The organism is Kribbella sp. VKM Ac-2569 (assembly GCF_004216905.1).
GTDB lineage: Bacteria > Actinomycetota > Actinomycetes > Propionibacteriales > Kribbellaceae > Kribbella.
Window position 1 is genome coordinate 339,666 of record NZ_SGXJ01000002.1, and the last position, 24,434, is coordinate 364,099.

General features: G+C 68.0%; 27 protein-coding genes. 14 read left to right on the forward strand and 13 right to left on the reverse strand.

Annotation, left to right across the window (positions count from 1 at the left end; translation table 11 throughout):
• Positions 1-14 precede the first annotated feature (14 nt).
• The gene (locus EV649_RS14530; RefSeq protein WP_130383973.1) at positions 15-947 is read left to right on the forward strand and encodes a DUF4349 domain-containing protein; all 933 of its coding nucleotides are present in this window, start codon (positions 15-17) and stop codon (positions 945-947) included.
• An 8-nt stretch (positions 948-955) separates the two neighbouring features.
• Here the strand turns inward: EV649_RS14530 and EV649_RS14535 are convergent, their stop codons facing one another.
• Complete coding sequence (locus EV649_RS14535) at positions 956-1,708, reverse strand: ParA family protein (RefSeq protein WP_130383974.1); 753 nt, start codon at positions 1,706-1,708, stop codon at positions 956-958.
• A 62-nt stretch (positions 1,709-1,770) separates the two neighbouring features.
• Here EV649_RS14535 and EV649_RS14540 point away from each other — a divergent pair, with 62 nt between their 5' ends.
• Positions 1,771-2,646 carry an alpha/beta hydrolase gene (locus EV649_RS14540; protein WP_130383975.1) on the forward strand — a complete coding sequence of 292 codons (876 nt, stop codon included), beginning with the start codon at positions 1,771-1,773 and terminating at the stop codon, positions 2,644-2,646.
• On the opposite strand, the gene EV649_RS14545 is transcribed toward EV649_RS14540, so the two are convergent.
• Together EV649_RS14545 and EV649_RS14550 are read right to left on the reverse strand one after the other, a co-directional pair.
• Positions 2,639-3,718, reverse strand: a complete 1,080-nt coding sequence (locus EV649_RS14545; RefSeq protein WP_130383976.1) for a hypothetical protein — start codon at positions 3,716-3,718, stop codon at positions 2,639-2,641. The two genes, EV649_RS14540 and EV649_RS14545, sit on opposite strands and share 8 nt — an antisense overlap.
• Positions 3,715-4,248: an RNA polymerase sigma factor gene (locus tag EV649_RS14550; protein ID WP_130383977.1), complete on the reverse strand. Its 534-nt coding sequence runs from the start codon at positions 4,246-4,248 to the stop codon at positions 3,715-3,717. Before EV649_RS14550 ends, EV649_RS14545 begins: the two co-directional genes overlap by 4 nt.
• 197 nt (positions 4,249-4,445) lie before the next feature.
• On the opposite strand from EV649_RS14550, the gene EV649_RS14555 reads away from it, so the two are divergent.
• The 3 genes from EV649_RS14555 to EV649_RS14565 all read left to right on the forward strand — a co-directional run bounded on the left by EV649_RS14555 (position 4,446) and on the right by EV649_RS14565 (position 6,637).
• Positions 4,446-5,270: a hypothetical protein gene (locus EV649_RS14555; protein WP_130383978.1), complete on the forward strand. Its 825-nt coding sequence runs from the start codon at positions 4,446-4,448 to the stop codon at positions 5,268-5,270.
• On the forward strand, positions 5,267-5,581 hold the full coding sequence (locus EV649_RS14560) for a hypothetical protein (RefSeq protein ID WP_130383979.1): 315 nt from the start codon (positions 5,267-5,269) through the stop codon (positions 5,579-5,581). The genes EV649_RS14555 and EV649_RS14560 overlap by 4 nt, the downstream gene beginning before the upstream one ends.
• Before the next feature lie 141 nt (positions 5,582-5,722).
• Complete coding sequence (locus tag EV649_RS14565; RefSeq protein WP_198682506.1) at positions 5,723-6,637, forward strand: hypothetical protein; 915 nt, start codon at positions 5,723-5,725, stop codon at positions 6,635-6,637.
• Between the two features lie 6 nt (positions 6,638-6,643).
• Here the strand turns inward: EV649_RS14565 and EV649_RS14570 are convergent, their stop codons facing one another.
• The 7 genes from EV649_RS14570 to EV649_RS14600 form a co-directional block, all read right to left on the reverse strand.
• Complete coding sequence (locus tag EV649_RS14570) at positions 6,644-7,591, reverse strand: ATP-binding cassette domain-containing protein (RefSeq protein ID WP_130383981.1); 948 nt, start codon at positions 7,589-7,591, stop codon at positions 6,644-6,646.
• A 5-nt stretch (positions 7,592-7,596) separates the two neighbouring features.
• Positions 7,597-8,415, reverse strand: coding sequence for an ABC transporter permease (locus EV649_RS14575; protein ID WP_241998208.1), 819 nt, complete (start codon positions 8,413-8,415; stop codon positions 7,597-7,599).
• Complete coding sequence (locus EV649_RS14580) at positions 8,408-9,205, reverse strand: ABC-2 family transporter protein (protein ID WP_130383982.1); 798 nt, start codon at positions 9,203-9,205, stop codon at positions 8,408-8,410. Before EV649_RS14580 ends, EV649_RS14575 begins: the two co-directional genes overlap by 8 nt.
• Before the next feature lie 240 nt (positions 9,206-9,445).
• The gene (locus EV649_RS14585; RefSeq protein WP_130383983.1) at positions 9,446-10,291 is read right to left on the reverse strand and encodes an alpha/beta hydrolase; all 846 of its coding nucleotides are present in this window, start codon (positions 10,289-10,291) and stop codon (positions 9,446-9,448) included.
• 76 nt (positions 10,292-10,367) lie between these two features.
• Complete coding sequence (locus EV649_RS14590) at positions 10,368-11,249, reverse strand: PD-(D/E)XK nuclease family protein (protein ID WP_206751584.1); 882 nt, start codon at positions 11,247-11,249, stop codon at positions 10,368-10,370.
• Position 11,250: 1 nt separating this feature from the next.
• Positions 11,251-11,868 carry a MarC family protein gene (locus EV649_RS14595; protein WP_130383984.1) on the reverse strand — a complete coding sequence of 206 codons (618 nt, stop codon included), beginning with the start codon at positions 11,866-11,868 and terminating at the stop codon, positions 11,251-11,253.
• On the reverse strand, positions 11,865-12,746 hold the full coding sequence (locus EV649_RS14600; protein ID WP_130385028.1) for a phosphatase: 882 nt from the start codon (positions 12,744-12,746) through the stop codon (positions 11,865-11,867). Before EV649_RS14600 ends, EV649_RS14595 begins: the two co-directional genes overlap by 4 nt.
• 107 nt (positions 12,747-12,853) lie before the next feature.
• Here EV649_RS14600 and EV649_RS14605 point away from each other — a divergent pair, with 107 nt between their 5' ends.
• Positions 12,854-13,252, forward strand: a complete 399-nt coding sequence (locus EV649_RS14605) for an NUDIX domain-containing protein (RefSeq protein WP_130383985.1) — start codon at positions 12,854-12,856, stop codon at positions 13,250-13,252.
• A 56-nt stretch (positions 13,253-13,308) separates the two neighbouring features.
• Complete coding sequence (locus EV649_RS14610) at positions 13,309-14,061, forward strand: GNAT family N-acetyltransferase (RefSeq protein ID WP_130383986.1); 753 nt, start codon at positions 13,309-13,311, stop codon at positions 14,059-14,061.
• On the opposite strand, the gene EV649_RS14615 is transcribed toward EV649_RS14610, so the two are convergent.
• Positions 14,043-14,483 carry a DUF4267 domain-containing protein gene (locus EV649_RS14615; protein ID WP_130383987.1) on the reverse strand — a complete coding sequence of 147 codons (441 nt, stop codon included), beginning with the start codon at positions 14,481-14,483 and terminating at the stop codon, positions 14,043-14,045. The two genes, EV649_RS14610 and EV649_RS14615, sit on opposite strands and share 19 nt — an antisense overlap.
• Positions 14,484-14,591: 108 nt before the next feature.
• Here EV649_RS14615 and EV649_RS14620 point away from each other — a divergent pair, with 108 nt between their 5' ends.
• Positions 14,592-15,164, forward strand: a complete 573-nt coding sequence (locus EV649_RS14620; protein WP_130383988.1) for a TetR/AcrR family transcriptional regulator — start codon at positions 14,592-14,594, stop codon at positions 15,162-15,164.
• A 277-nt stretch (positions 15,165-15,441) separates the two neighbouring features.
• Here EV649_RS14620 and EV649_RS14625 read toward each other — a convergent pair whose 3' ends face one another.
• Entirely contained in the window at positions 15,442-16,017 is a 576-nt protein-coding gene (locus tag EV649_RS14625) for a histidine phosphatase family protein (RefSeq protein ID WP_130383989.1), read from the reverse strand.
• Positions 16,018-16,133: 116 nt separating this feature from the next.
• Here EV649_RS14625 and EV649_RS14630 point away from each other — a divergent pair, with 116 nt between their 5' ends.
• From EV649_RS14630 to EV649_RS14655, 6 genes are read left to right on the forward strand one after another with little or no spacing between them, the layout of a single operon-like run.
• Entirely contained in the window at positions 16,134-17,192 is a 1,059-nt protein-coding gene (locus EV649_RS14630) for a LacI family DNA-binding transcriptional regulator (RefSeq protein WP_130383990.1), read from the forward strand.
• A gap of 29 nt (positions 17,193-17,221) precedes the next feature.
• On the forward strand, positions 17,222-18,517 hold the full coding sequence (locus tag EV649_RS14635; RefSeq protein ID WP_130383991.1) for a sugar ABC transporter substrate-binding protein: 1,296 nt from the start codon (positions 17,222-17,224) through the stop codon (positions 18,515-18,517).
• 5 nt (positions 18,518-18,522) lie between these two features.
• The gene (locus tag EV649_RS14640) at positions 18,523-19,464 is read left to right on the forward strand and encodes a sugar ABC transporter permease (RefSeq protein WP_130383992.1); all 942 of its coding nucleotides are present in this window, start codon (positions 18,523-18,525) and stop codon (positions 19,462-19,464) included.
• Entirely contained in the window at positions 19,464-20,276 is an 813-nt protein-coding gene (locus EV649_RS14645) for a carbohydrate ABC transporter permease (protein ID WP_130383993.1), read from the forward strand. The genes EV649_RS14640 and EV649_RS14645 overlap by 1 nt, the downstream gene beginning before the upstream one ends.
• A gap of 10 nt (positions 20,277-20,286) precedes the next feature.
• The gene (locus tag EV649_RS14650) at positions 20,287-21,861 is read left to right on the forward strand and encodes a glucoamylase family protein (protein ID WP_130383994.1); all 1,575 of its coding nucleotides are present in this window, start codon (positions 20,287-20,289) and stop codon (positions 21,859-21,861) included.
• A gap of 15 nt (positions 21,862-21,876) precedes the next feature.
• Positions 21,877-23,676: a xylan 1,4-beta-xylosidase gene (locus tag EV649_RS14655; RefSeq protein ID WP_130383995.1), complete on the forward strand. Its 1,800-nt coding sequence runs from the start codon at positions 21,877-21,879 to the stop codon at positions 23,674-23,676.
• Here EV649_RS14655 and EV649_RS14660 read toward each other — a convergent pair.
• A complete protein-coding gene (locus EV649_RS14660) occupies positions 23,582-24,343 on the reverse strand; it encodes a FadR/GntR family transcriptional regulator (RefSeq protein ID WP_130383996.1) in 762 nt (253 codons plus the stop codon). The genes EV649_RS14655 and EV649_RS14660 overlap by 95 nt on opposite strands.
• Positions 24,344-24,434 lie beyond the last annotated feature (91 nt).

The following is a 24,434-nucleotide window of genomic DNA, read 5'->3' on the forward strand; positions in this document are numbered from 1 at the left end:
AGAGGGGCTGGGTGATGAGGCGGATCAGAGCAGTAACAGCCGTGGTGGCTGTCGTGGGGGTCATGGTGCTGGCCGGTTGTGGTGCCAGCGGCAACGACAGCACGAGCGGCGACGCCGCGCAGGCGCCGGCCGCGAAGCAGGGCTCCGGCGAGGCCGAGAGCAACGCGAAACCGCAGGCACCGACAGAGGGCAAGTCGGAGGCGGCCGGGGGCGGCGGCAAGGAAGAGCCGGCGATCACGCGGGCGATCATCAAGAGCGGCTCGCTGGCCGTCGAAGGCGAGGACGTCTCCGCCATGCGGCAGAAGGCCGTCGCCGCGATCGGCAGCCTCGAAGGTCAGGTGGCCTCCGAGGACACCGGCAGCGACTCCGACGGCAAGATCACGCGGTCGAACCTGGTGCTCAAGGTCCCGACCAAGTCGTTCGAGACCGCGATCCAGCGGCTCTCGGACCTCGGCAAGCGTCTGCAGATCAAGCAGGAGTCGACCGACGTCACCGAGCAGGTCGTCGACGTGGCCAGCCGGATCGAGTCCCAGCGCGCCAGCCTGGACCGGATGCGCGCGCTGATGGCGAAGGCGAACACGATCGGCGAGATCGTCTCGGTCGAGAGCGAGCTCACCCGCCGTGAGGCCGACCTGGAATCCCTGCTGGCCAAGCAGAAGAACCTGTCCCTGCAGACCGATCTCGCGACGCTCACGCTGACGCTGACCGAGAAGGGCAAGCCGCCGGTGGTCACCGAACCGAAGGAAGACAAGGGCTTCCTGGCCGGCCTGAAGAGCGGCTGGAACGCGTTCACCGCGGCGTTCACCTCGATCGCGACCGCAGTCGGCGCGCTGCTGCCGTTCCTGGTGCTGCTGGCGATCATCCTCGTACCGCTGTGGCGCTTCCGGAGCAAGCTGCGTCGGCAGCCGGCGGCTCTGCCGCCACCGGCGCCCAACAGCGGTCAGTGAAGCAGCGGTCAGGTAAGTAGGGCGCCGGCCAACGCCCGGTAGGCCTTCGCACCGGGCGAGGCCGGCGCCGTGCTGAGCACGGTCTCGCCGATCGCGGGCGCCTCCGCGAACCGGATCGACTTCGGGATCGCCGGCTGCAGGACGTCCAGCGAGTACGTGTCAGCGATTGTCTCCAGGACGGTACGAGCGTGCGTGGTGCGTCCGTCGTACAGGGTGGGAAGGACGCCGAGCACTCGCAGGCTCGGGTTGGTCAGCCGCTGTACGTCGTGCACGGTGTCGAGTAGTTGCCCTACGCCACGATGCGCCAACGTCTCGCACTGCAGGGGAATCAGGACGTCGGACGCCGCGGACAGCGCGTTCACGGTGAGCAGACCGAGCGTCGGCGGGCAGTCCACGATGATCCAGTCGTACGACGTCCGCAGCGGGCGCAGTGCGGTGCGCAGTACCTGCTCCGGACCGCTTTCCCGGGCCAGCTGTACGTCGGCGGTCGCCAGCGCGATCGTCGCGGGCAGCAGGTCCGGGGCGTCGTCCAGCTCCATCAGCACGTCGCGGGCGCGCACACCGCCGAGCAGGACGTGGTGGATCGACTTGTCCAGGTCCTCGGGGTCGATGCCGACCGAGAACGTCAGGCAGGCCTGCGGATCCAGGTCGACCAGCAGCACCCGTTGGCCGAGCTCGACCAGGGCTGCGCCGAGGGTGGCGACGGTGGTCGTCTTGGCGACGCCGCCCTTCTGATTGGCGACCGCGAGAGTGCGAGGCACCCGGCCATTGTGCCGTACCGCGGAACACCTGTGGTCCAGTGGAGCGGTTACCCTCTTTACTTGTGAGTACGCCGCGTACGTTGACGCTGCCCGACGGGGTGCGCCCCGAGACACTCGAGACCGACCGTGGTGCGTTCGCCACGCTGACCGCCGTACCGGAGATCGGTACGCCGCTCGGCACGGTCCTGCTCGTGCCGGGGTGGACGGGGAGCAAGGAGGACTTCACTCCCCTGGTCGACCACCTGTGCCGGTACGGGTGGCGAGCGGTCGCTGTCGACCAACGCGGTCAGTACGAGACCACAGGTCCGTCCGACAAGTCGGCGTACTCGCTGGCGGAGCTGGGCGCGGACGTGGTGGCGATGAGCAAGGCGCTGGGCGGGTACAGCCAACTGGTCGGGCACTCGTTCGGCGGGCTCGTTGCGCGTGAGGCGGTGCTGACCGACCAGTCGGTGTTCTCCACGATCAGCCTGCTCTGCTCGGGGCCGGCCGCGTTCGTCGACGAGGCGACACTGCAGAGCCTGCAGATGCTCGCGTTCGGGCTGGAGAACCTGCCGATCGAGCAGGTGTACGACATGAAGCTCGACCACGACAGCAAGGCCCCCGGGTACGTCGCTCCGCCGGAGGACGTCGCCGCGTTCCTGCGGAAGCGGTTCACCGGCAACGTGCCGATCAGCCTGGCCGAGATCACTCGCCGGCTGACGGACGCGGAGGACAAGACCGATCAGCTCGCGAAGTCCGGCGTACGCACACAGGTCCTGTACGGAGAGACCGACGACGGCTGGCCGCATTCGGTGCAGCAGGCGATGGCAGCAGCGCTTGGAGTGGAGGCGGCGGTCATTCCCGACGCCGGTCACTCACCAGCCATCGACGAGCCCGCAGCGACCGCCCGCCTCCTCGTGGACTTCTTCCACAACTATCCGAGCCTGACGACTACCTGACCGGTCGCACCTGCGGCGAGAACTGGATCAGGTCCAGACCAACCGGGGTGAACGCGGCCTTCACCTCCGGGGTGTAGGCCACGAGCGAGACGGATGCGCCACCGCCGTAGATCCCGGACCCGCCGGCGCCGTAAATGCCGAGCGCCTTGTTCTTGCTCATCAGGTCGCCGATCGCGTTGCTGATGCGCTCGTTGTCGGACCGGCTGAGCAGGACGGGGACGACGCAGTAGTTCCCCTGGTACACCTTCTCGAAGGCCTCCCGGAACACTGACGCGTCACCGTGCGCGATACCGATCAGGATCACCACGGGCGCGCCGCGGCTGGTGCCGTTCGGGTACCGGAAGATCGGGCCGTCGATCTGGGCGGCGTGCGCGGCGAGGAACTTGGTCACCGCGGTCGAGGAGATGTTGCTCTGCTTCGACGTCCAGCCGCCGGGCGGGACCGGGCACTGCAGCTCATTCTGTGCCGGGTAGGGCAGTTGCTTCTCGGCCGACTGCTCTTCGACGTCGATCGCGCCGCCACGCCAGATGCCGGTGACCGCCGCGGCGCCGACTCGGACGCCCTTGACCGTTTTGATCCCCGGGACCTTGTCCAGGTCCAGGCCGTTGAGCTTGACCGCGAATTCGTCGGGGCAGCTCGGGGCCGGCTCCTTGCCGGGCGGGTAGCCGATGGCGGGGACGGCCAGCGGCGGGCAGAAGACGGGAGTCTTGCCCGGGGCGGCGACGATCTGGCCGCTCACCTGCACCTTGTCGCCGGGCTTCACCAGGAACTCGTCGTTGCCTTGGGCAAAGGTCTGCGGGGTCCCGGCGTTCGGCGTGCCGCCGGCGGGAGCACTGGCGGCGGGACTGGCCGGGGCGTTGGCCGTCGGGGACTGCGGGTTCGGGAGCACGGTGATGACACCGGCCGCGACCACCGCAACACTCGCCGCCGCCAGGGCCGGCACCCAGCGACGGTGCTTGCGGCCGCCGCTCAGCATGTACTCGAGATCAGGCTCTGGCGGCGCCTCCTGATCAGCCCGCCAGCGAGCCCCAGCGCGGGTCAACAGGTCGTCGACTTCATCGGTCTGCTTCATTCGGTCACCTCCAGGAGGGTGCGGAGTCGGTTGCGTGCGTCCGAGAGGGTCGATTTCACGGTGCCTTCGGAGCAACCCATGACGGCGGCGGTATCGGCGATCGACAGGTCGGCGAAGTAGTAGCAGTCGACCGCGAGCCGCTGCCGCGCCGAGAGCGACATGATCGCGTGGTCGACATCCATCCGGGCGTCGAGATCCGGTCGCGACACCGGCCCGCCGGTGACCTCGTCGATCAGCGACAAGGACGCTCCGCCCGGGCGCATCCGGCGTACTGCTTTCCGGGCCTGATCGGCCGTGATCGCGAGCAGCCAGGCAGACGGCGTACCGCGATTGGCGTCGTACTGCGACCGCTTGGCCCAGGCCCGCGCGAGCGCCTCCTGCACGATGTCGTCCCGATCCGCCCCCACCGCAAGCCGGCCCGCCAACCGCGACATGGCCACCAGATGCGGCCGCACCCACGCGACGAACCCAGGCCCGTCCCCCGGCGGCCCCTGCACCCCCACCACCGGCTCACCCGTCATCGTCGGCATACCTTCTCTACCCCCGATCAGCCCACCCGGTTGGGTCCTACCCGCAATTCAACGACCCCACCACCCCAAGGTCACCACCCCCACCCATTCCGTAACCCACCCGAGTTATCCACAGATCCCAAAACCCACCCCACAGCCCCCTCCCAACTCCCTACGGTCGAAGAACAGCCCAACCGAGTGAGGGGAGCCAGACGCGCATGGGTATGAACAACCTGCCAGAACCGGCGGATCTGCACGCCTGGCTGTCCGAGCGGCGTCCGCTCGACTGGGGGGATCCGATCCCGACCAAGGCGGAGATCGCCGCCAAGTACGGCGAAGGTACGGCCGCACGGAGTCTGCAGATGCTGACCAAGGCCGCCGCGGTGGAGCCTCGCATCACCAACTCCATGATCTCGGCGATCGGAGCGGAGGCAACGCCGTACCACCTCGAGAACCGGCTGAAGTCGCCACAGTCGCTCGCCCGCAAGCTGGTCAAGTTCGAGGACTACTACCGTCGATCGAACCAGGTTCCGGAGGACGTACTTCGGTACACGGCAGCCGTCAAGCACCCCGACGAGCTCACTCAGGCCGCGATCAGAACGATCGATCGCCTCAACGACAACGAGTGGCAGACGGAGTCCGCACACCACTCCTACGTCGACGGCAGCCGCTACAAGGGTCTGCATGCCTTCCTGCGCGCTCAGGGAGAGAAGGTCGAACTGCAGGTGCACTCGGGCGAGTCGATCGAGGTCAAGGAACGCACCACGCCCCTCTACCAGATCGAGCGGGATCGCGATCAACCCCCGGCCGCACGGGATGCCGCCCGGAGGGAATGCATCGCCTTGTCGGATCAGATGACCCAACCCGCCGGCATCGAGGACCTCAAGGAACTCGGAGGCGTGTCGGTGGACGCCATTAGCTACGGTAAGAAGCGCCAGCAGCACCGCTCCGAGCCAGGGACGGTCCGCGAGAGCGAGCCGGACCGTACACCGGAGCAGACCCACCAGCAGTTTCGGAATCGACAGAACGGGACTTCACGATGACGCGGTTGTTCTTGGTCAAGGATGGGGCGACGGAGCTGTGGGTGGCGGCGTTGGTCGAGGAGGATGTTTGGACGTACGTCGGGAACACCGGGAAGTTCCACTACAACGAGGGTGCCCGGCATGACTACTACTTCCTCAACGGGCTGCAGTACGTCGATATCGGTATCGCGGAGGCCAAGCGCCTGATCCAGGCCGGCGTCGGCACGGTCGACGAGGACGAACTCCCGGACTCCGTCCGCCGCTGGCGTGAGGACCCCAAGGGCATGGACCCCGAAGTCGTGTTCGCCTCGATGGCCGCGGACCTCGCCTAGCAGAGGCGGTGGGTTGGGGAGGTTTCCTGCCCGATTCGGGTAGGCGATCCTCCCCAAATGGTCGAGCTGTCGGGACCCTTGGGGCTGTAGTTTTGCGGGGTGGAGATGATTTCGGGGCGGTGTTTTCCTACGCCTGATGTTGTGAAGACGGGGAACAATCCGGCTGCTTGGGATCAGTTGGGTGGGTTTGCGGCGGTGCAGGCTGCGGAGGCCAATGCTGCGTTGGGGGTGTTGGCGCAGCGGTTGGAGGGGGCGGGCTCGCAGGCGGAGCGGGTTGCGGCGTTCGAGGCGGCGTACCGGCATGTGGCGGAGTGGCGGTACCAGGTTGCCGTGGAGGGGCAGTGGACCCGGCCGAATGCGGATGCGGACGATGTTCGGGCGACGATCGGCGAGGACGGGTACATGCGGTACCGGTTGTCGCCAGGTACGGGCAATCGGGAGCCGGGGTCGCCTGCGTGGAAGTTGCTGTCCGAGCTGGAACAGGTTGCCCTGGAGCGGATGGGCAGGGATCCTCACTTTCAGAACGTCGTGACGTTGCGCGACGGGACCACGGTGAACGGGAACCAGTTGCACTACGTGCCAGCGCCCCGGAACCCGGCGACGGGTGGTCCCTATCTGGGGAATCCGGACCAGGTGGTGACGCAGACCGCGGCGTACGCGGACCGGGAGGTACTGCGGCGGGCGTCGTTCGAGGCGCTGGCCGAGTTGGAGGGGGCGCGGGCTGCGGGTACGGCGGATGTGCGGGATCCTGCGCAACGGCAGGCGTTCGTGGATGCGGCGTACTTCTTGGTGCAGGGGCCGGAGTTCAAGCGCGGGAGTGATGCGATCATGCGCACTTTCCTGGCGACGGCGCACACCCGGGTGTTCGACGCGGCGCCGGTGTTGCCGCAGGCAATCGATCTGGACGGGATGGTGCGCGGCCAGGAAGGCTTCAACCGGGTGATGCACGAACAACTCCGCCTCGCCCCATCGCCAACCAGCAACGAGCCAACCGCCGCCACGACGACCGAGCGCGCAACGCCCACAAGAACCCGCCCAGGCGGCCTCGCCCGGTGAGTCTGATTAGGCGGAGTTGTAGAGCTGGGTGATGACGGATTCGATGGTGGGTTCGGAGACCGACAGGTCTACGAGCGGGTAGTTGGCGGCGATCTCTGCCAGCAAAGGCGCCGCGCTGGTGCTGGTCGGGAACGTGAGGTGCTGCCGCGGCCCGTTGACCTTCACGACGGTGGCTCCGGTGACCTCGATGGGTGGCAGGGAGGCGGCCAGGTCCACGACCAGCGTGCGCGGCGCCGACTGGCTGGACTTCAATCCGTCGAGGGTGCCGTCGAAGATCTGGTGGCCGTGGTCGATGACCATCACGCGGGTACAGAGCGCCTCGATGTCGTCGAGGTCGTGAGTGGTGAGAATGATCGTCGTACGGCGTTCCGCGTTGACCTGCGCCAGGAACTCGCGGAGCCGCGCCTTGCTGATCACGTCCAGCCCGATCGTCGGCTCGTCGAGGTAGACGATCTCTGGGTCGTGCAGCAGCGCCGCCGCGATGTCGCCGCGCATCCGCTGACCCAGCGACAACTGCCGTACGGGCACGTCCAGCAGATCGCCCAGATCGAGTAGCTCCACAAAGGTCGCCAGGTTCTCCCGGTGACGGGCGAGCGGTACGCCGTACATCTTCTGCAGCACCGCGAACGAGTCTTTCAGCGGAAGGTCCCACCACAAGGTGGTTCGTTGGCCGAAGACGACGCCGATGCGACGAGCGAGCTTCAGCCGATGCCGCGACGGGTCCACACCGGCGACCCTGATCGACCCGCCGGACGGCACCAGGATGCCGGTCAGCATCTTGATCGTGGTGGACTTCCCGGCACCGTTCGGTCCGATGTAGCCCATCACTTCCCCCGGTTCGACGGTGAACGACATCCCGTCGACCGCCCGCACCTCCCGGCGAGTACGGCGCAATCCGGATCGCGACGTGACGGTGAACGCCCGCGACACGTCCTCCAACTCGATAACAGGCATGATTTTCAGCTTCCTGTACTGCGATAGCGACGAAGACCGCCCCGCCACGCCAGCGAGGCCAGCACGACCATCAGCACCGCGACCAGCGGCGACAGCAGCCCGATCCAGGACGGCAACCCGAGCGGCGCCGGCTTCCCCAGTACGTACAGCACCGGGTAGTAGTTGACGAAGGCAATCGGTACGACGAACGTGACGGCCCGCACGATCTGCTGACCGAAGATCGCCAGCGGGTACTGGGTCATCGCCTGGCCGCCGTACGTGAACGAGTTCGACAGCTCCGCCGAGTCCGTGGACACGAACTGGAACGCCGCGCCGAGCACGAAGATCGCGCCGAAGATCACCGCCCCGGCGATCATCGACACCACCAGCATGATGCCGCGGGCAACGGTCCAGTCGACGTGCAGCCGGCCGAGCGCGAAGACCAGCACGATCGCAGCCTGCACCGGCCGGCCGATCCGCCGCAAGGCGAATCCGTCCGCCGCGGCCTGCAGGAACGAGGGCACCGGCCGGATCAGGTACGCGTCGAAGGCGCCGGTCCGGATCCGCTCCCCGACCCGCTCGATCGACCCGGTGAACAGGTCCGCGATCCCGAGCGTCATCGAGGCCGTTGCATAGAGCAACGCCATCTCCGACAGCGAGAACCCGCCGAACGACGAGATGTGGCTGAACATCAGCACGATCGCGAGGAAGTCCATCAAGGTCAGCACCATCGAGCCGAACAGCATCAACACGAACGACAACGGGTACGCCATCGACGACCGGATCCACATTGTGATCAGCATCCAGTACTGCGCCGGCACCCGGAGCAGACGCGACCTAACCACCTTGGATCACCACCTTGCGGGTGGCTACGGACGTGACGAGTTGGGCGCCGAGGAGCAGGACCACGATCCAGCCGAGCTGGAACAGCAGCGCCGAACCGGCACCGCCCGGGTTCCGGCCGAGCCAGATGTCGATCGGCACCTGCATCGTCGCGGCCCACGGCGTCGCGCGGGCGACCTCACCGATCCAGCCCGGGAACACGACCAGCGGCAGGACCATCCCCGAGAAGAACGTCGACAGCACCAGCGCCAACTGCTCCGTGCCCCGGGTGTCGGTGATCCAGAACCCGGACAGCGCGACCAGGTACCGAATGCCGAAGCTGACCAGGATCGCCAGGAAAACACCGGCTGCGACCGCGAGCCAGGCCGGCAGCGACGAAGGGAACTTCAGGTCGAACACCAGCATCCCGGCGAGTAGCGGCACTCCGCCACGCACCAGCAACTGGAACGCCGCCCGCCCGAGGTCGACCGACAGCCACCACAGCAGCAGGTGCGTCGGACGGTACAGGTCCACCGCGATCTCACCGCTCCGGACCCGCTCCCCCAGCTCCCCCGTCGTCGTGGCGCCCCAGATCCCGACGGGCATCAGCAACCCCTGCTGCAACCACACGAACGTCAACGCGTCCGAGGCGTCGTACCCGCCCAGGCCGGGCCGCTCGTGCCACAGCGTCAGGTAGATGCCGCACATGATGAACCCGAACACCGAGTTCGTGAACGCACCGGACGCCGTCGCGATCCGGTACGTCGAGAACCGCCGGAACGACCGTACGGCGATCGCCCAGTAGACCCCCACCTGCAACCTCCTCTCGAACCGGGTGATGTCCAAGAGCCACAGCGGCACGCAGAACCGCCCCGAATCTGGAAGACCCGGGGGTTCGGACACCACTGTGACGGCATGGCTGAACCACGCCGATTGTCAAAGGCAGAAGAGGGAGGCTACGCCGGGCCGCCGAGCGCGTCAATACAAATAACCGGTCCGGACGTGGGACCCCTCAGACCCACGCCCGGACCGGTGCCCGGAAGGTACAGGAACCTACAGGGTGTCGCTCTTCAGCAGATGAGCGAGGTGGGTGGCGAACGGACCCGGGTGGCTGGCGTACCCGCCGTGCCCGCCCGGGAACATCACCACCGGCCAGCCGAGGTGGTCCGCGATGACCTCGATCGGCCGCCCCGGAAGGTGCATGTACGACTCCAGTCCCGCCGCCGGTACGACGCGATCGGCGACCCGCTTCAACGCGTCCAGATCCGGCTCGTACCGGGTGAACGGCAACAACTTGTGCTCGTAGAAGTTGGCTGCGTTCGCCTGCATCCGCTCCGCGAGCTCGCGGTACTCCGGCAGCAGATCCTCCATCGGCGGCATCGCGTCGTCGTCCATGCCGGTGCCCATCATGAACACCACGTCGGCCGCGGTCAGCCCGTCCTCGCGGTACGTGTCGTACACGTCGGCGAAGAACGCCCGCGCGTCGTCCGCGTCGGAGTCCGGGAGCAGCTCGGTGCACGGCGGCTCGTGCGCGACCAGCATCCGCACCCGCTCGGGGTGGCGGGTGATCAGCTCGAGACCGGTGATCGCACCGGAGCTGCTGCCGAAGACGTACGCCGGTTCGCTGCCGGCGACCGCGTCGATCAGGGCCAGTGCGTCCGCGGCCGATTGCACCAGGGTCTCGTCGGTCGCCTCCCCGACGTACTCGCTGCGCGAGTTGCCGCGCGGATCGTAGGTCACCACCGTGTACTCGGCGGCGAGCTGCCCGACCATCCCGCAGAACACCCCGGCGTCGGTCCCGCCGCCCGCGATCAGCAACAACACCGGCCCCGAGCCGGCGACCTCGTAGTGCAGCGTCGCCCCCGGCACCGCCAATTTGTTCACAGTCTTCGCACCCATCAGGCGAGCCCCTTTCTTTCCCCCTCAGGCTCCACCCACCCGCTGGCACCCCACGCACACGGCGCTGGCACCGACGTCAGCCGGCGTCTTCCAGCGGGACCGATGCCGGCTCGTCGAGACCTGCCCACGGGTCGCGGGTCGGGGCTTCGCGGCGGCCTTGGGGGCAGATTTTGGCGAAGTCGCACCAGCCGCACAGCGGGGACGGCTCCGGTGGGAAGGCCTCGTCGGCCTCCGCGGGGGTCAGGCCCTCCGCCCACTTCGCTTCGGCGGCGGCTGCGTCGTCGGCCATCGACTCGGCGCGTTTCTGGTGCCGTCCGAGCGACGCCTCGTCGTGATCCGCCGCGGCGACGGTGTTGGTCGGCAGGTGGTGGAGCTCGACGCGAGTGCACGGCTTGTGCAGGACGCGGCGCGCGCCGAGGACGTACAAGGCCATCGCCAACGAGGACCGGGCGTCGACAGCGGTCAGCGGGCGGCGACCGGTCTTGTAGTCGACGATCGCGAGCTCGGTCCCGCCGCTCCCATCACGCGCCGGGCGCTCGTCGATCCGGTCGACGCGTCCGCGCAGCGAGGCCCGCTCGGTGGTGAACGCAACGGTGCGCTCCACTCCGCGAGGTTCGTAGTACGGATCGGAATCCCGCAGGTACCCGAGCACCATCTCGGTCGACCGGTCCCGCCAGTCCAGCGACTGCTGCTCGTCGCGGAACCCCTCGCTACGCCAGCTCGACCGCATCTTCGCGACGACCTCGTCCGGCGTACGGCGGGACGCAGGCCAGCGCCCGAAGAAGTCGGCGAGCACCTCGTGGACGATCGCGCCGACCGTGTTGTGCGCCCACGGCGGACCCTTGGGCGGCCGCGGCGTCTCGAGGTACGTGTACCGGTACTTCCGCTTGCAGTCCGCGAACGTCAGCAGCTTCGTCGGCGTCGCGACGAACAACCGCTTCGGCATTCCAGGAAGCACGTCACCCCGCCTTGATGAAGTCGGTGACCGCGTCAGCGACCAGCTGTACGGCGATGGCGCTCAGCAGCAGACCGGCGATCCGGGTGACGAGCAGTACGCCGTTCTCCCCGAGGATCCGCATGATGATGCCGGAGAACCGCAGCGTCAGCCACATCACCAGATGGATCGCGATGATGCCGACCGAGATCGCGACCACGTCCGGCAGCGAGCCGTTCGCCCGCTGCACGAACACCATCGTGGCCACGATCGCACCCGGCCCGGCGAGCAACGGCGTACCGAGCGGAACGAACGCGATGTTCACGTTCTTGGTCTGCACCGGGTCCTCGGCGGTGTCGGTCAGCAGCTGCAGCGCGATCAGCAGGAGCAGCAGACCGCCGGCGCACTGCAGCGCGGGCAGCGTGATACCGAGGCGGTGCAGGATCTGTTGCCCGAACGCCGCAAACACCACGATCACGCCGAACGCGACCAGCACGGCCTGCCACGCCGCCTTCTTCCGGACCGCGCGGGACTGGCCGGCGGTCAGTGAGATGAACAACGGCACAGTGCCCGGCGGGTCCATGATCACGAACAGCGTGACGAAGACCGAGCTGAACAGGCCGAGGTTGATGACGCTGTTCACGGCAGGTAGGCCTCGGGAACAACGGAGTCGGAGGCGGCGGCGTTGGTCTTGGCAACGTCCAGCAGGCGCTCGAACTGATCGGGCTCGGTGGAGTTCACGCCCAGGTCGTGGTCGATCTTGCCCACACCGTGGTGGTCGCTGGAACCGGTGTAGATGATGCCGAGGTTCGTTGCGATGGCCCGCAGCGCCTCCCGCGACTCCGGCGAATGGTCCTGGTGATCCACCTCGATACCGGCGAGGCCGTGGTCTGCGACCAAGCCGGCCAGGTTCTCCTCGGTCATCACCTTGTAGCTCGACCGGCCCCACGGGTGCGCGATCACCGGCACACCGCCGGCCTCACGAACCAGGTCGATCGCATGGCCCGGCTCGAGCGCGTAGTGCGGGACGTGCCCGGCGCGGCCGTCGGCGAGGAACCGGTCGAATGCCTCGCTGCGGTTGGCGACCGTCCCGTTCGCGACCAGCGCGTCAGCAACGTGCGGCCGGCCGACCGACGGCGTACCCGTCGCCTGCGCCAGCACCTCGTCGACGGTGAGCGGTACGCCGATGCTGTTCAGCCGGGCCACGATCGTCGGAATCCGGTCGGTGCGGCCGTCGCGAATCACCTGCAGGTCCTTGGCGAGCGGTGCGTACGTCGGGTCCGGGAGGTAGCCGAGCAGGTGAACGCTGATCCCGTTGAGCTTGCAGGAGATCTCCAGCCCCGGGATGAACCCGATGCCGAGCTCCTCGGCGGCCCGCCGGCCGTCCACCCAGCCGTCGGCGGTGTCATGGTCGGTGAGCGCGATCACATCGAGCCCGGCCTGCTGCGCGTGCCTCATCAGGACGTCCACCGTGTCGGTGCCGTCCGAACGGTTCGAGTGGGTGTGCAGGTCGATGCGCACGATGCGGTCCGCGTCCCTTCGCCGGGGGTCAACTGTCACCGCTGATGCTAGCCGCGTTCACCGCCGCGCCCTGGCACTTGTGCACAGAAGCCCTATCCTCGGGGTGCATGGAGCGCGTGGACTGCGTAGGTGCCCTGGTGTACGACGAGCAGCGCCGGCTGCTCGTGGTGCGGAGGGCGAACGAGCCCGGCCGGGGACTGTGGTCTATTCCGGGCGGCCGGGTCGAGTCCGGTGAGGACGATCCGACCGCGGTCGCACGGGAGGTCGTGGAGGAGACTGGGCTGACTGTGGAGGTCGGCGATCTCGTGGGCGAGGTCGAACGGCCCGGTCCGCGCGGGCAGCTGTACGTGATCCGCGACTACGCGGCGACTGCCGTGGGCGGCACGCTCACAGCAGGTGACGACGCGACGGACGCGCGCTTCGTGACGCGCTCCGAGTTCGCGGCACTCCCCACGACGACACTGCTCATTTCCACGTTGGAGCAGTGGAACGCCCTGCCTGGCTAGGAGCTGCGGCCAAAAACATCAAGACGCACCGCACCCTGTTCAGCAAGACTCAGCAGATGGACGACGCTGATGTGGTGCGGGCGATCGAGGGCAATGCAGCTGAGTTGCTGATGGCGATGGGCGCTGCGGGCGGTGGGTCGCAGCGGGTCGACGACCGCGCGGAGTGGACGATCGGTGGTTCGCCGATCGACTATCACAACGCGGTGGTACGGGCGGCTTCGGTGGAGGTGGCTGCTGAATCCCTGGTGGAGTTGAGGAAACACGGCGTACCAGGGACCTGGCATGTCGGGCCGTCCATGCAGATCGACAGCGCGGCCCTGACCGCGGCAGGGTTCGTCTCGGGCGGCAGCGAGCCCGGGATGGCGGTGCGGATCTCGGAGTTGGTCGCGCCTCGCGTCGTACCAGGGTTGTCGTTGACGCGGGTGCAGGACGACGAGGCGTTGGCGGTGTGGGAGGCGACGCTCGGTCAGGGTTTCGGCGAGGGTGAGCGCGAGGCGCGGTGGGTCGCGTCGGTGTACCGGAAGCTCGGGTACGACGACCCGTGGCAGCACTACCTCGGGTGGCTCGACGGCGCCCCGGTCGCGACGGCGACGGTGTACCTCGGGGCGGGCGTCGCCGGGCTGTACTTCGTGATGACAGTGCCGGAAGCGCGCCGGCGCGGGATCGGGGCAGCAATCACGTACGGCGCACTGCGTGCAGCAAGCACGGAGTACGCCGTACTGGAATCCTCTTCCGCCGGCCGGCCCGTGTACGAGGCCCTCGGCTTCCGCGAGTACTGCACGATTGAGCTCTACGAGTGGGCCGGCTGAACGGTCTCACCGGTCTGTGCGGTGTCGTCGGCGGTGCGGCGTTCGCGGAGCAGTAGGACCGCGTCGAAGAGGACGACGACTGCTGTGAGCCCGTGAATCCCGAGCGCCGTGGCTGCGGAGCCGTCGTGCGTGAAGACGGTGATCATGTCAATGATCGGGACGAGCGTGGTGATCGCCAGTACGACGCCCGTCGCGCGCCGCTGGCCGAGCGCGAACAGGGCCAGAATGCTGAGCCCGAGGGCGATGTCGCGGACGCCCTTCACCGCGAAGTACCCGGCGGCGGTGCCGGTCGGCCACGGATCGATCCCGAAGTTCGCGGCGGCGCCGTGGCCGTCGAACAGCCCGTTGAACAGGAACTGGGATCCGAACGTCAGCGGAAAGATGCCGAGCAGGATCGTCAGGACAGTGGTGAAGCGGCGCATCGCAGTTCTCCCTCACATCGCAGAATGGTCGAATCTAGCAGCGCTAGATTTCCTAGCGATGCTAACTCTGTCATTGCTAGATTGTCTAGCAGTGCTAGAATTCAGGACATGCCGACTCAGTCACGCCGTGAACGGGCCCGCGCCGAGCGTCACGAGCTGATCCTCCGCACCGCCCGCGAGCTCGCCGAGTCCATCGGCTGGGGCGCTGTCACCACTCGCCGCCTGGCCGAGGCCATCGACTACAGCCAACCGGTCCTCTACGGCCACTTCGAGAACATGAACGCGATCGCCGACGCCGTCGCGATCCAGGGCATCGAAGAGCTGATCGCCGTACTGCGCTTCGCCCGCACGAGCGCACCGGACCCCGCGGACGGACTGCACGCACTGGCCAAGGCCTACCTCGAGTACGCGTCCAACCATCCGGCCGTCTACGAGGCGATCTTCGTCCGCCCGACCGACCTGGAATTCGCTAGCGCTGATAGCCCGCTGCTCCTGAAGACCGCCTTCGCCGAGTTCCAGGCCGCGATCGAACCCTTCGCCGCCGGCGACGACCCCGAGACCCTCACCGAGGTCCTCTGGAGCGCCCTCCACGGCCAAGCCACCCTCGCCCACGCCTCCCGCCTCCGCCCGGAGCACTCCCGCGCCCGCGCAGACCTGCTCGTCAAAGTAATCACGTCCTGACATCCACAGGAGACGGATTCGCCGGCTCCTGACCCATCCGCGGGTGCTCCACCCCCGGTCTGCGCGGGGCTGGCGGGTTGTTGTGCGGCTGGCGGGTTGTAGCGGGTCAGCGGTGAAACAAGCCGCTAGCGGGCAGCACCGCGCGGGCGCGTCGAGTCGTGGCGTTTGGTTGGTGAGCGAAAGCGCGAGTCGTGGATTGAGGCTGTGTTCGGCCGCCGGAATCCACGACTCGAAGGAAACGCTGCCGCGGTCAGGCACGGCAGGTCGCAGGAGGAGGTCAGCTGTTCCAGCGCAGCACCGCGGGGGAGCCGCGTTCCCAGCCGAGGGTGGAGAGGGTGGCGGTATTGAGGACGAAGTGGCGGCCTTCGGTGACGTCCAGTTCCAGCCAGCGGGCGGTGAGGCCGCGGAGGGCGTGGGAGTGGCCGAAGACGAGGACGTCTCCGGGTACGGCGGCCAGGCGGGCGTTGACGCGGTCGAGGCGGGCGGCGACCTCGGCGGCTGTTTCGCCGTGGGGTACCGGGTCGTCCCAGACTGTCCAGCCGGGGACGGCCTCGCGGATCTGGGCGGTGGTGATGCCCTCGTAGTCGCCGTAGTTCCACTCGACCAGGTCGTCGTCGACCTCCGCGTCGGGGAAGCCCGCGAGTTCCGCCGTACGCCGGGCGCGCTGCCGCGGTGACGTCAGCACCAGGTCGAAGGACTCCTCCGCCAGCCGCTCCCGCAAACTCGCGGCGACGCGCTCGCCCTCGGGTGTCAGCGGGAGGTCGGTGACGGACGTGTGTTTGCCCGACCTGCTCCACTCGGTTTCCCCGTGCCGGACCAGGAAGACCCGGTCCTTTCGCTCCTGTGTGGTCACGCCTGCATCCTCGCAGACCGCAGATCCACCGGCGCCGAACCCTTGACCGGTCGATCGATACAAGGCAGGGTAACGAAACTGTAAGCGCTTCCACTTTGCCCCGAGGAGCGGACCCAGTGCCTTCCGGACCCACCGGCCGGCCGGCGACGATCTACGACGTCGCGGCCCGCGCGAAGCTGTCGATCGCGACGGTTTCGCGTGTCCTGCAAGGGACCGGGCCGGTGTCGGCGAAGGCGCGGGAGCGGGTGGACCAGGCGGCGCAGGAGCTGAACTACGTACCGCTGCGGGCCGCGCGGAGTCTCGCCGTACAGCGCCACGAGGCGCACGGGCTGGTGCTACCGGATCTCGCCGGTCCGTTCTACGGCGACCTGCTGATGGGGTACGAGCGCTGGGCCGGGGAACAAGGTCAGAGCGTCGTCATCACCGTCACGCACGGCAACCCGGATCCGCGGCGCACCGTGATGGACCTGGCCGGGCGGGTCGACGGGATCGTTGTCCACGGCAACGCTCTCGATCTGCCGACGGTGCAGGGGTTGCGCAAGGCCGGCGTACCGGTCGTGCTGATCGCGCATCCGCCTGTCACCGGATGCGACTCGGTCCGGAGCGAGAGCGCGGCGAGTGCCGAACAGCTCACCACCCGACTGCTCGATCACGGACGCGACAGTCTTCTCTTCGTCGGAGACCCGGCCAGCTCGTACGACGTTTCCGAGCGGTACGCCGGGTATGCGAAGGCGCACGAGCTTCGCGGGTTGCAGGTGCCCAAGCCGGTCCGGGTCCCGCTGACCGAGGACGCCGGGCGGACGGTCGCCGAGAAGATGCTCCAGGCAACCACCCGTTCGCCCCGCGGTGCGCGCGGGGCGAGCGGGCGGCCGGACGGGTTGGTTTGCGCCAACGATGAGCTTGCGTTGGCCGCGTTGACTGCGTTCGCCGCGGGTGGCGTCGGAGTGCCTGGGGAGATTGTCGTGACTGGGTGGGACGACGTGATGGCTGCTCGGTATGTGTCGCCGGGGTTGACGACCGTGCGGCAGCCGATGGCCGAGTTGGGGCGGGTGGCCGCGGAACGGCTGCACGAGCGGGTGACCGGGGTTCGGACCCGGGCGCGCAACGACGTACTGGCAACAGAACTGGTGCTGCGGGACAGCTGCGGCACGAGCCCGGGGGATGCACAGCAGTAACTCCGCAGTAATACGTGAGGAGACAACACATGTTCACCCACAGCATCCGCCGCCGGCTGGTGATCGGCAGCGCTGCACTGACCGCGACAGCGCTCGCCTTGGCCGGGTGTGGACGGTCCGAGGACACGCCGAGCGGCGGATCGCAACCGACCACCACCGTCAGCGAGGGACCCGCGACCGGCAACCTGACCGTCTGGGCGATGGGCACCGAGGGCGAGAACCTGCCCAAGCTGATGGAGCAGTTCAAGCAGGCCAACCCGGGCGTCAACGTGACCGTCACCCCGATCCCGTGGGACGCGGCGCACAACAAGTTCACCACCGCGATCACCGCGAACACGCTGCCCGACGCGGCCATGGTCGGCACCACGTGGATGGGTGAGTTCGCCGACCTCGGCGCGCTCGACCCGACACCGCAGGGCTTCGACAACTCCGGCTTCTACGAGGGTGCGCTCGACACCACGAAGGTCGGCGGAACGCAGTACGGCGTTCCCTGGTACGTCGAGACGCGGCTGGTGTTCTACCGCAAGGATCTCGCCGCGAAGGCCGGCTTCAGCACTCCCCCGACGGACTGGGACGGGCTGAAGGCGATGGCCAAGGCGATGAAGGAGAAGGCCGGCGCGAAGTACGGGATCAACCTGCAGCCGGGCGGCGACGGCTCCTGGCAGACGGTGATGCCGTTCGCCTGGTCGGCCGGCGCGAACATCACCGGGGACGACCAGAAGGAGTTCACCTTCGACTCCCCGGAGATGCAGGAAGGGCTGAAGTACTACCAGAGCTTCTTCACCGAGAAGCTGGCCGGCACCGACCTGCCGCCGAACCAGACCGAGGCCCAGTTCGTGAACGGTCAGGTGCCGATGTTCATCTCCGGTCCGTGGATGGCGGGCTCGGTGGCGAAGGCCGGCGGCGACGCGATCAAGCCGAACATCGGCGTGTTCCAGATCCCGAAGAACAAGTCGGCGACCTCGTTCGTCGGCGGCTCGGACTTCGTCGTGTTCAAGGCGTCGAAGAACAAGGACAGCGCCTGGAAGCTGGTCAAGTTCCTGTCCGACGCGAAGACGCAGGCGTCGTGGTTCAAGATGTCGTCCGACCTGCCCGCGGTGAAGAGCGCGTGGGAGGACCCGAGTATCGCGTCCGACCCGCTGCTGCCGGTGTTCGGCAAGCAGCTCGAGGACGCCAAGGCGCCGCCGGCGATCGTGAACTGGGAGCAGGTCGCGAAGGCGTTCGACACCGAGGTCGAGAAGATGGCCAAGTCCGGCCAGTCCCCCGCCGACACCGCCAAGGCGATCCAGACCAAAGCGTCCGCCATCGGCCCGGGCGGTAGCTGAGCACGATGACAGTCGTCACCGATAAGCAGTCCCACGCGGTACGGCGTAAGTCGCCGCCTGGGCGCCCGCGGCGACGGGTCACTCGCGAGGCCGCGGCGGCCTGGATTCTCGTGCTGCCGTTCGTGGTGTTGTTCCTGGCGTTTACCGCGGGGCCGGTGCTCGGGTCCTTCGGGATGAGTTTCACCGACATCAAGCAGCGGGATCTGCGGACGCCGTTCTCGGTGAACGGGGTCGGGTTCGGCAACTACGTGAAGGCGTTGTCGGACGAGACGTTCCGCAAGGCGGCTTTCAACACGGCGTACTTCGTGATTGTCGGCGTCCCGCTGACGCTGGTGGTGGCGCTGGGCGCGGCGGTGTTGCTGGATCGTGGGATCAAGCGGTTCCAGGCGCTGTTCAAGGTCGCCTACTACCTGCCCGTGGTGACGTCGATCGTCGCGATCGCGGTGATCTGGCGGTTCGTGCTGTCACCGGACAACGGTCTGCTGAACACCGCGCTCGGCTGGGTCGGCATCGACGGCCCGAACTGGCTGGCGTCCAAGACCTGGGCGATGCCGTCGCTGATCGCGATGGCGGTCTGGCGGAACTTCGGCTCCGCGATGATCATCTTCCTGGCCGGTCTGCAGGGCATTCCGCAGTCCGTCGAGGAGGCCGGCCAGATTGACGGTGCGGGCCCCTGGCAACGATTCCGGTACCTGATCCTGCCGTTGCTGCGGCTGACGATCCTGTTCAACTGCGTGACCATGGGCATCGGCTACCTGCAGTTCTTCGAGGAGCCGTTCGTGATGACGAAGGGCGGTCCGCTGGACAGCACGCTGTCGGTGTCGATGTACACCTACAACCAGTTCGGCTTCGGCAACTACGGGCTCGCGACGTCGATGGCGTACATCCTGTTCGTCGTCATCGCGGTCGTCACGTTCATCCAGTTCCGGCTGCTGAGGGAGAAGTGATGCGCCGTACCTGGTGGATCTACCTGATCGGAGTGCTCGGTCTGGTCGCCGTCGCGGCGCCGTTCCTGTGGATGGTGCTCGGCAGCTTCAAGACCCAGGGCGAGCTGCTCCGGGTCCCGCCGACGTGGTGGCCGGACCAGCCGACGTCGCAGAACTACGACGACCTGTTCAACAAGGCGAACTTCCCGCGCTACTTCCTCAACTCGATGCTGGTCGCGCTGGCCGTCACGGCCGGCAACCTGACCTTCTGCTCGATGATCGGGTACGCGCTGGCGAAGCTGCGGTTCAAGGGCCGCAACGCGTTGTTCGTGCTGGTGATGGCCACGCTGATGATCCCGGGCATGGTCACGTTCGTCCCGCTGTTCGTCCTCGTCACCAACGCCGGGCTCGCGAACTCGTACCCCGGCCTGATCCTGCCGTTCCTGGTCTCGCCGTTCGGCGTGTTCCTGATGCGGCAGTTCTTCCTGGGGCTGCCCGACGACCTGATCGACGCCGGCCGCGTCGACGGCACCACCGAGCTGGGCATCTTCGCCCGGATCATGCTGCCGCTGACGCGGCCCGCGCTGGCCACGCTCGGCATCCTCACCTTCCTCGGATCCTGGAACAACTTCCTCTGGCCGCTGGTGATCGCCCAGACCGAGGACAAGTACACGCTTCCCGTCGCCCTGGCGCTGTACTCGACCGGACAGAACGCGCAGAACTACGGCCTGTTGATGGCCGGCGCGGTCGTGGTCGTCGTACCGGTGCTGGTGATGTTCCTGGCCTTCCAGCGTCACGTCACCCGCGGCATAGCGATTACCGGACTCAAATAGGAGACATCAGATGACCGCCATCATCAGTCGCCGCACAGTATTGGCCGCGGGCACCGCGGCAACCCTGATCGGAACCGCACCTCCCGCCTTCGGAGGAACGCCTTCACCGGCGGAGCTCTTGAAGGGCAGCTGGACACCGAGCCGCGAAGACAAAGCCACCGTAGGCCGGTGGGCTCGTGACACCTGGCGCAGCATCGTCGCGATGACCGACGAGCACACCGGGTTGCCCGCCGACAACATCGGCGAGTCGGTCACGAACCCGGTGCGCAGCAGCTACACCTCCCCCACCAACATCGGCGGCTACCTCTGGAGCACGGTCGTCGCCAAGCACCTCGGCATCATCTCGCCGCACGAGTCGCTGCGCCGCATCACGCAAACGCTGACGACGATGAAGAACGTCGTACACCACGAGCCGAGCGGCATGTACTTCAACTGGTACGACGAGGCCACCGGCGAAGTACTGCGTGTCGACCCGGACGGCACCAAGGCGATCACGCCGTTCGTCTCGAGCGTCGACAACGGCTGGTTCGCGTGCGCGTTGATGGTCGTCCGCAACGCCGAGCCGGGCGCCCGTGCCCTCGCGGATTCCCTGCTGAACAAGATGAACTTCGCGTTCTACTACAACCCCGCGGCTCGCCCGGGCGGTCTGATGCGGGGCGGATTCTTCGAGACCCCGCCGCCGGACGAGGAGACGGACAAGGGCAACCACGCCGGCGTCGGCCCGGACGTGTACTACCGCAAGTTCCACTACGACACCTGCAACACCGAGGCCCGGATCGCCGGGTACGTCGGGTTCGCCCTCAACCAGGTCCCGCACACGCAGTACTTCGCGACGTACCGCACCTTCCCGGACAGCTGCGACTGGTCGTGGGTGGAGCAGAAGCCGAAGGGCGTGCACCGGACCTACCTCGGCCTCGACGTCTTCGAAGGCACCTACTCGTACCGCGGCATGCGGCTCGTCCCGTCCTGGGGCGGCGACATGTTCGAGTCCCTGATGCCCGACCTGTTCGTCCCCGAGTCGACCTGGGCGCCGCGCAGCTGGGGCCTCAACCACCCGCTGACGGTCCGCGCGCATATCGAGCACGGCCTGGACGACGCGAAGTACGGCTACTGGGGTTTCTCGCCGGCCTCGAATCCCAAGGGCGGGTACTCCGTCTACGGCGTCGACGCGATCGGGATGGACCCCGGTGGTTACCCGTCCGACCTGGAGGCGACGAACTACGACGCCGGCTTCGAGGGTTGCCGCGAAGGCACCAACCCGAACCCGACGTACGGCGACGGCGTCGTCACCCCGCATGCGGCGTTCCTGGCGATGGCGTACGCGCCGCGGCAGGCGATCGACAACCTGAGCAAGATCGAGAAGACCCTGCACGCGTACGGCGGTGGCGGGTTCTACGACTCGGTCGCCGTCAAGTCCGGGCTGATCGCCCGCCGGTACCTGTCGCTCGACCAGGCGATGGTGATGGGTGCCATCGGCAACGTGTTCGGCGAGAACCTGATCCGGCGCAGCTTCGCGAGCCGGACGGTGGAGAGCCGGATCCGGCCGCTGATCGCGATGGAGCAGTTCGGCTCCGGCCTCGAGTAACGGGAGACAGTCCAGATGCAGCATGACGCCAAGACCGACTGGGACGAGCGGATCGCGGTCCGCAGCGACGAGGACCGCGCGTTCGCCTTTCCCGAGCTCGATCCGCCGAAGGAGGTCACGGCGGTCGGCGGCGTCGGCCAGGTGACGATCGACTGGTCGCCGGTGGACGGTGCGGTCGGCTACCTGATCTTCAGGGGAACCGGCGAGCGCGGTCCGCTGGAGCCGGTCGATCATCACAGCGGCGACGTGCTGTCGGTCCCGGCGCCGCCGTACGTGGACACCACCTGCACCCCGGGTACGCCGTACCGCTACGCCGTTGCGAGCGTGCCCGAGGTGACGGCCCACGGGCGTCCGAGTCATACCATCGGCGCCGTACCGCTGGTTGCCGACGACACGGTTCCGAACGTGTCGGTGACCGTCGATACGGTTGCTGAGGGCACCGAGCTGCAGCGGCCGTGGGAGCCGATGGTCGGCAGCGAGCGGCTGAGTCAGCTGCTCTGCAAGGACCTGACCGGCGGGCACGAGATCGGCAGCGAACTCGAGGAAGCGTTGCGCAAGATGCATGACGAGATCGGCGTACGCACGGTCCGCGCGCACGCGATCTTCCACGACGACACCCACGTGATCGACGGTGATTCGTACGACTTCTCCGTGGTGGACGCGATCTACGACAAGCTGCTCGCGCTCGGGCTGCGTCCGGTGGTCGAGCTCGGGTTCATGCCGCGGGAGCTGGCGAGCGACCCGACGAAGACGGTCTTCGAGTACGGCGCGATCATCTCGCCGCCGGCGTCGTACCAGCGCTGGCACGACCTGGTCCGCGCGCTCGTGCAGCACCTGATCGACCGGTACGGCCTCGACGAGGTGCTGACCTGGGACTTCGAGGTCTGGAACGAGGCCAACCTCGAGGTCTTCTGGTCCGGCACCAAGGCCGAATGGCTCCAGCTGTACGACGTGTCCGCTGCCGCCGTGAAATCCGTCGACCCACGCCTCGCGGTCGGCGGCCCGTCCTCCGCCGCGGCCGGCTGGGTGGACGACCTCCTCGTCCACGCCAAACGGTTCGGTACGCCGGTCGACTTCGTGTCCACGCACACGTACGGGTCGCCGCCGCTCGACGTACGGGCGTCGCTGGAGCGGCACGGGTACGGCGATGCGCGCATCCTCTGGACCGAGTGGGGCGTGACGCCGACGCACTTCAATCCGATCAACGACTCGGTGTTCTCCGGGGTGTTCCTGCTCCGCGGCATGCGGTCCGCGGCCGGGCGGATCGACGCGCTCTCGTACTGGGTCGCGTCCGACCACTTCGAGGAGCTCGGCCGGCCGCCGCGGTTCCTGCACGGGGGCTTCGGGCTGCAAACCGTTGGTGGGCTGGCGAAACCGCGCTACCACGCGATGACGCTGCTCAGCCGCCTCGGGCCGGTCGAGCTGCCGGTGACGTACGACGGTGACGGTGGCGGGAGCCTGGTGGAGGCCTGGGCCTCCCGGGACCGCGACCGGATCGCCGTACTGCTGTGGAATCTGACCCTCGATCAGACCAAGTCGTCGGGGGCGCCGGAGCTGACCAGGACCGTCCAGGTCCAGCTGCCCGGCGTGGACCCGTCCTGGGAAGCGAAGGCCACCACGCTGGCCATTGGTGCAGGTGACATCGCCACAGCCGCAGCGGGCCTCGGCGACTGGCCGACCGACGAGGAGCTGGCCGACCTGGCCGAGCGCAGCCGGATGGTCAGTACCCCACTCGAGTGGAACGGTTCAGCCGTGGAGGTGACGCTGCCGATGCCGGCCGCGGTGCTGCTGGAGCTCCGTCCACGTCGAGCTTGACCGCCTCGTTGAGCCAGCGTTCGACGCCCGCGATGTGCACGGTCGCCCAGGCCTGGGCGACCTCGGGCTCGCGGGCGGCGATCGCCTCCAGGATCGAGCGGTGCTCCGCGACCGAGCGGCTCACCGCGCCGGTCTGGGTGAGGCCGCGCCAGATCCGGGCCCGGTAGGTCGGCTGCCGCAGGCTCTCGATGATCGAGGCCAGCGTCCGGTTCCCGCTGCCGATCGCGAGCAGCCGGTGGAACTCGACGTCGCAGGCAAGCTGGTCGTCGGCCGACGGGTCGGCCCCGAGGTCGTCCAGCAGCGCGCGCATCGCGGTGATCTCGGCGTCCGGCATCCGCAACGCGGCCCGGGCCGCGGCGGCCGGCTCGAGAATCCGCCGTACCTCGAAGAACTCCAGGACCGAGGCGTCCTGGTGCAGGTCCAGGACGAAGCCCATCGTCTCCATCAGCAGTGCCGGATCGAGGCTGGTCACGTAGGTGCCGTCGCCCTGCCGCACCTCGAGCACCCGGATCAGCGCCAGCGCCTTGACCGCCTCGCGCAGGGAGTTCCGGGACAGCCCGAGCCGCGCGGCCAGGTCGGCCTCGCGCGGCAGCCGGTCGCCGGGCTGCAGCTCGCCGGCCACGATCATCTGCTTGATCCGGTCGATCGCCACATCCGTCACCGCCATGCAAGCCCTCCCTTCGGCCCCCAAACCTCCGATGTCTTCGGACCATACATCGGAGGTCTAGGCCTTGCGCTAGGCGTGGGAAGTTCATCTT

Excerpts from the sequence above, each read along its gene's own strand:
- EV649_RS14645 (WP_130383993.1), top strand. The coding sequence starts at position 19,464 with ATGCGCCGTACCTGGTGGATCTACCTGATCGGAGTGCTCGGTCTGGTC.
- EV649_RS14555 (WP_130383978.1), top strand. The coding sequence starts at position 4,446 with ATGGGTATGAACAACCTGCCAGAACCGGCGGATCTGCACGCCTGGCTG.
- EV649_RS14560 (WP_130383979.1), top strand. The coding sequence starts at position 5,267 with ATGACGCGGTTGTTCTTGGTCAAGGATGGGGCGACGGAGCTGTGGGTG.
- EV649_RS14550 (WP_130383977.1), bottom strand. The coding sequence starts at position 4,248 with ATGCCGACGATGACGGGTGAGCCGGTGGTGGGGGTGCAGGGGCCGCCG.
- EV649_RS14620 (WP_130383988.1), top strand. The coding sequence starts at position 14,592 with ATGCCGACTCAGTCACGCCGTGAACGGGCCCGCGCCGAGCGTCACGAG.
- EV649_RS14570 (WP_130383981.1), bottom strand. The coding sequence starts at position 7,591 with ATGCCTGTTATCGAGTTGGAGGACGTGTCGCGGGCGTTCACCGTCACG.
- EV649_RS14530 (WP_130383973.1), top strand. The coding sequence starts at position 15 with ATGAGGCGGATCAGAGCAGTAACAGCCGTGGTGGCTGTCGTGGGGGTC.
- EV649_RS14655 (WP_130383995.1), top strand. The coding sequence starts at position 21,877 with ATGCAGCATGACGCCAAGACCGACTGGGACGAGCGGATCGCGGTCCGC.
- EV649_RS14660 (WP_130383996.1), bottom strand. The coding sequence starts at position 24,343 with ATGGCGGTGACGGATGTGGCGATCGACCGGATCAAGCAGATGATCGTG.
- EV649_RS14615 (WP_130383987.1), bottom strand. The coding sequence starts at position 14,483 with ATGCGCCGCTTCACCACTGTCCTGACGATCCTGCTCGGCATCTTTCCG.
- EV649_RS14605 (WP_130383985.1), top strand. The coding sequence starts at position 12,854 with ATGGAGCGCGTGGACTGCGTAGGTGCCCTGGTGTACGACGAGCAGCGC.
- EV649_RS14650 (WP_130383994.1), top strand. The coding sequence starts at position 20,287 with ATGACCGCCATCATCAGTCGCCGCACAGTATTGGCCGCGGGCACCGCG.
- EV649_RS14635 (WP_130383991.1), top strand. The coding sequence starts at position 17,222 with ATGTTCACCCACAGCATCCGCCGCCGGCTGGTGATCGGCAGCGCTGCA.
- EV649_RS14545 (WP_130383976.1), bottom strand. The coding sequence starts at position 3,718 with ATGAAGCAGACCGATGAAGTCGACGACCTGTTGACCCGCGCTGGGGCT.
- EV649_RS14610 (WP_130383986.1), top strand. The coding sequence starts at position 13,309 with ATGGACGACGCTGATGTGGTGCGGGCGATCGAGGGCAATGCAGCTGAG.
- EV649_RS14640 (WP_130383992.1), top strand. The coding sequence starts at position 18,523 with ATGACAGTCGTCACCGATAAGCAGTCCCACGCGGTACGGCGTAAGTCG.
- EV649_RS14585 (WP_130383983.1), bottom strand. The coding sequence starts at position 10,291 with ATGGGTGCGAAGACTGTGAACAAATTGGCGGTGCCGGGGGCGACGCTG.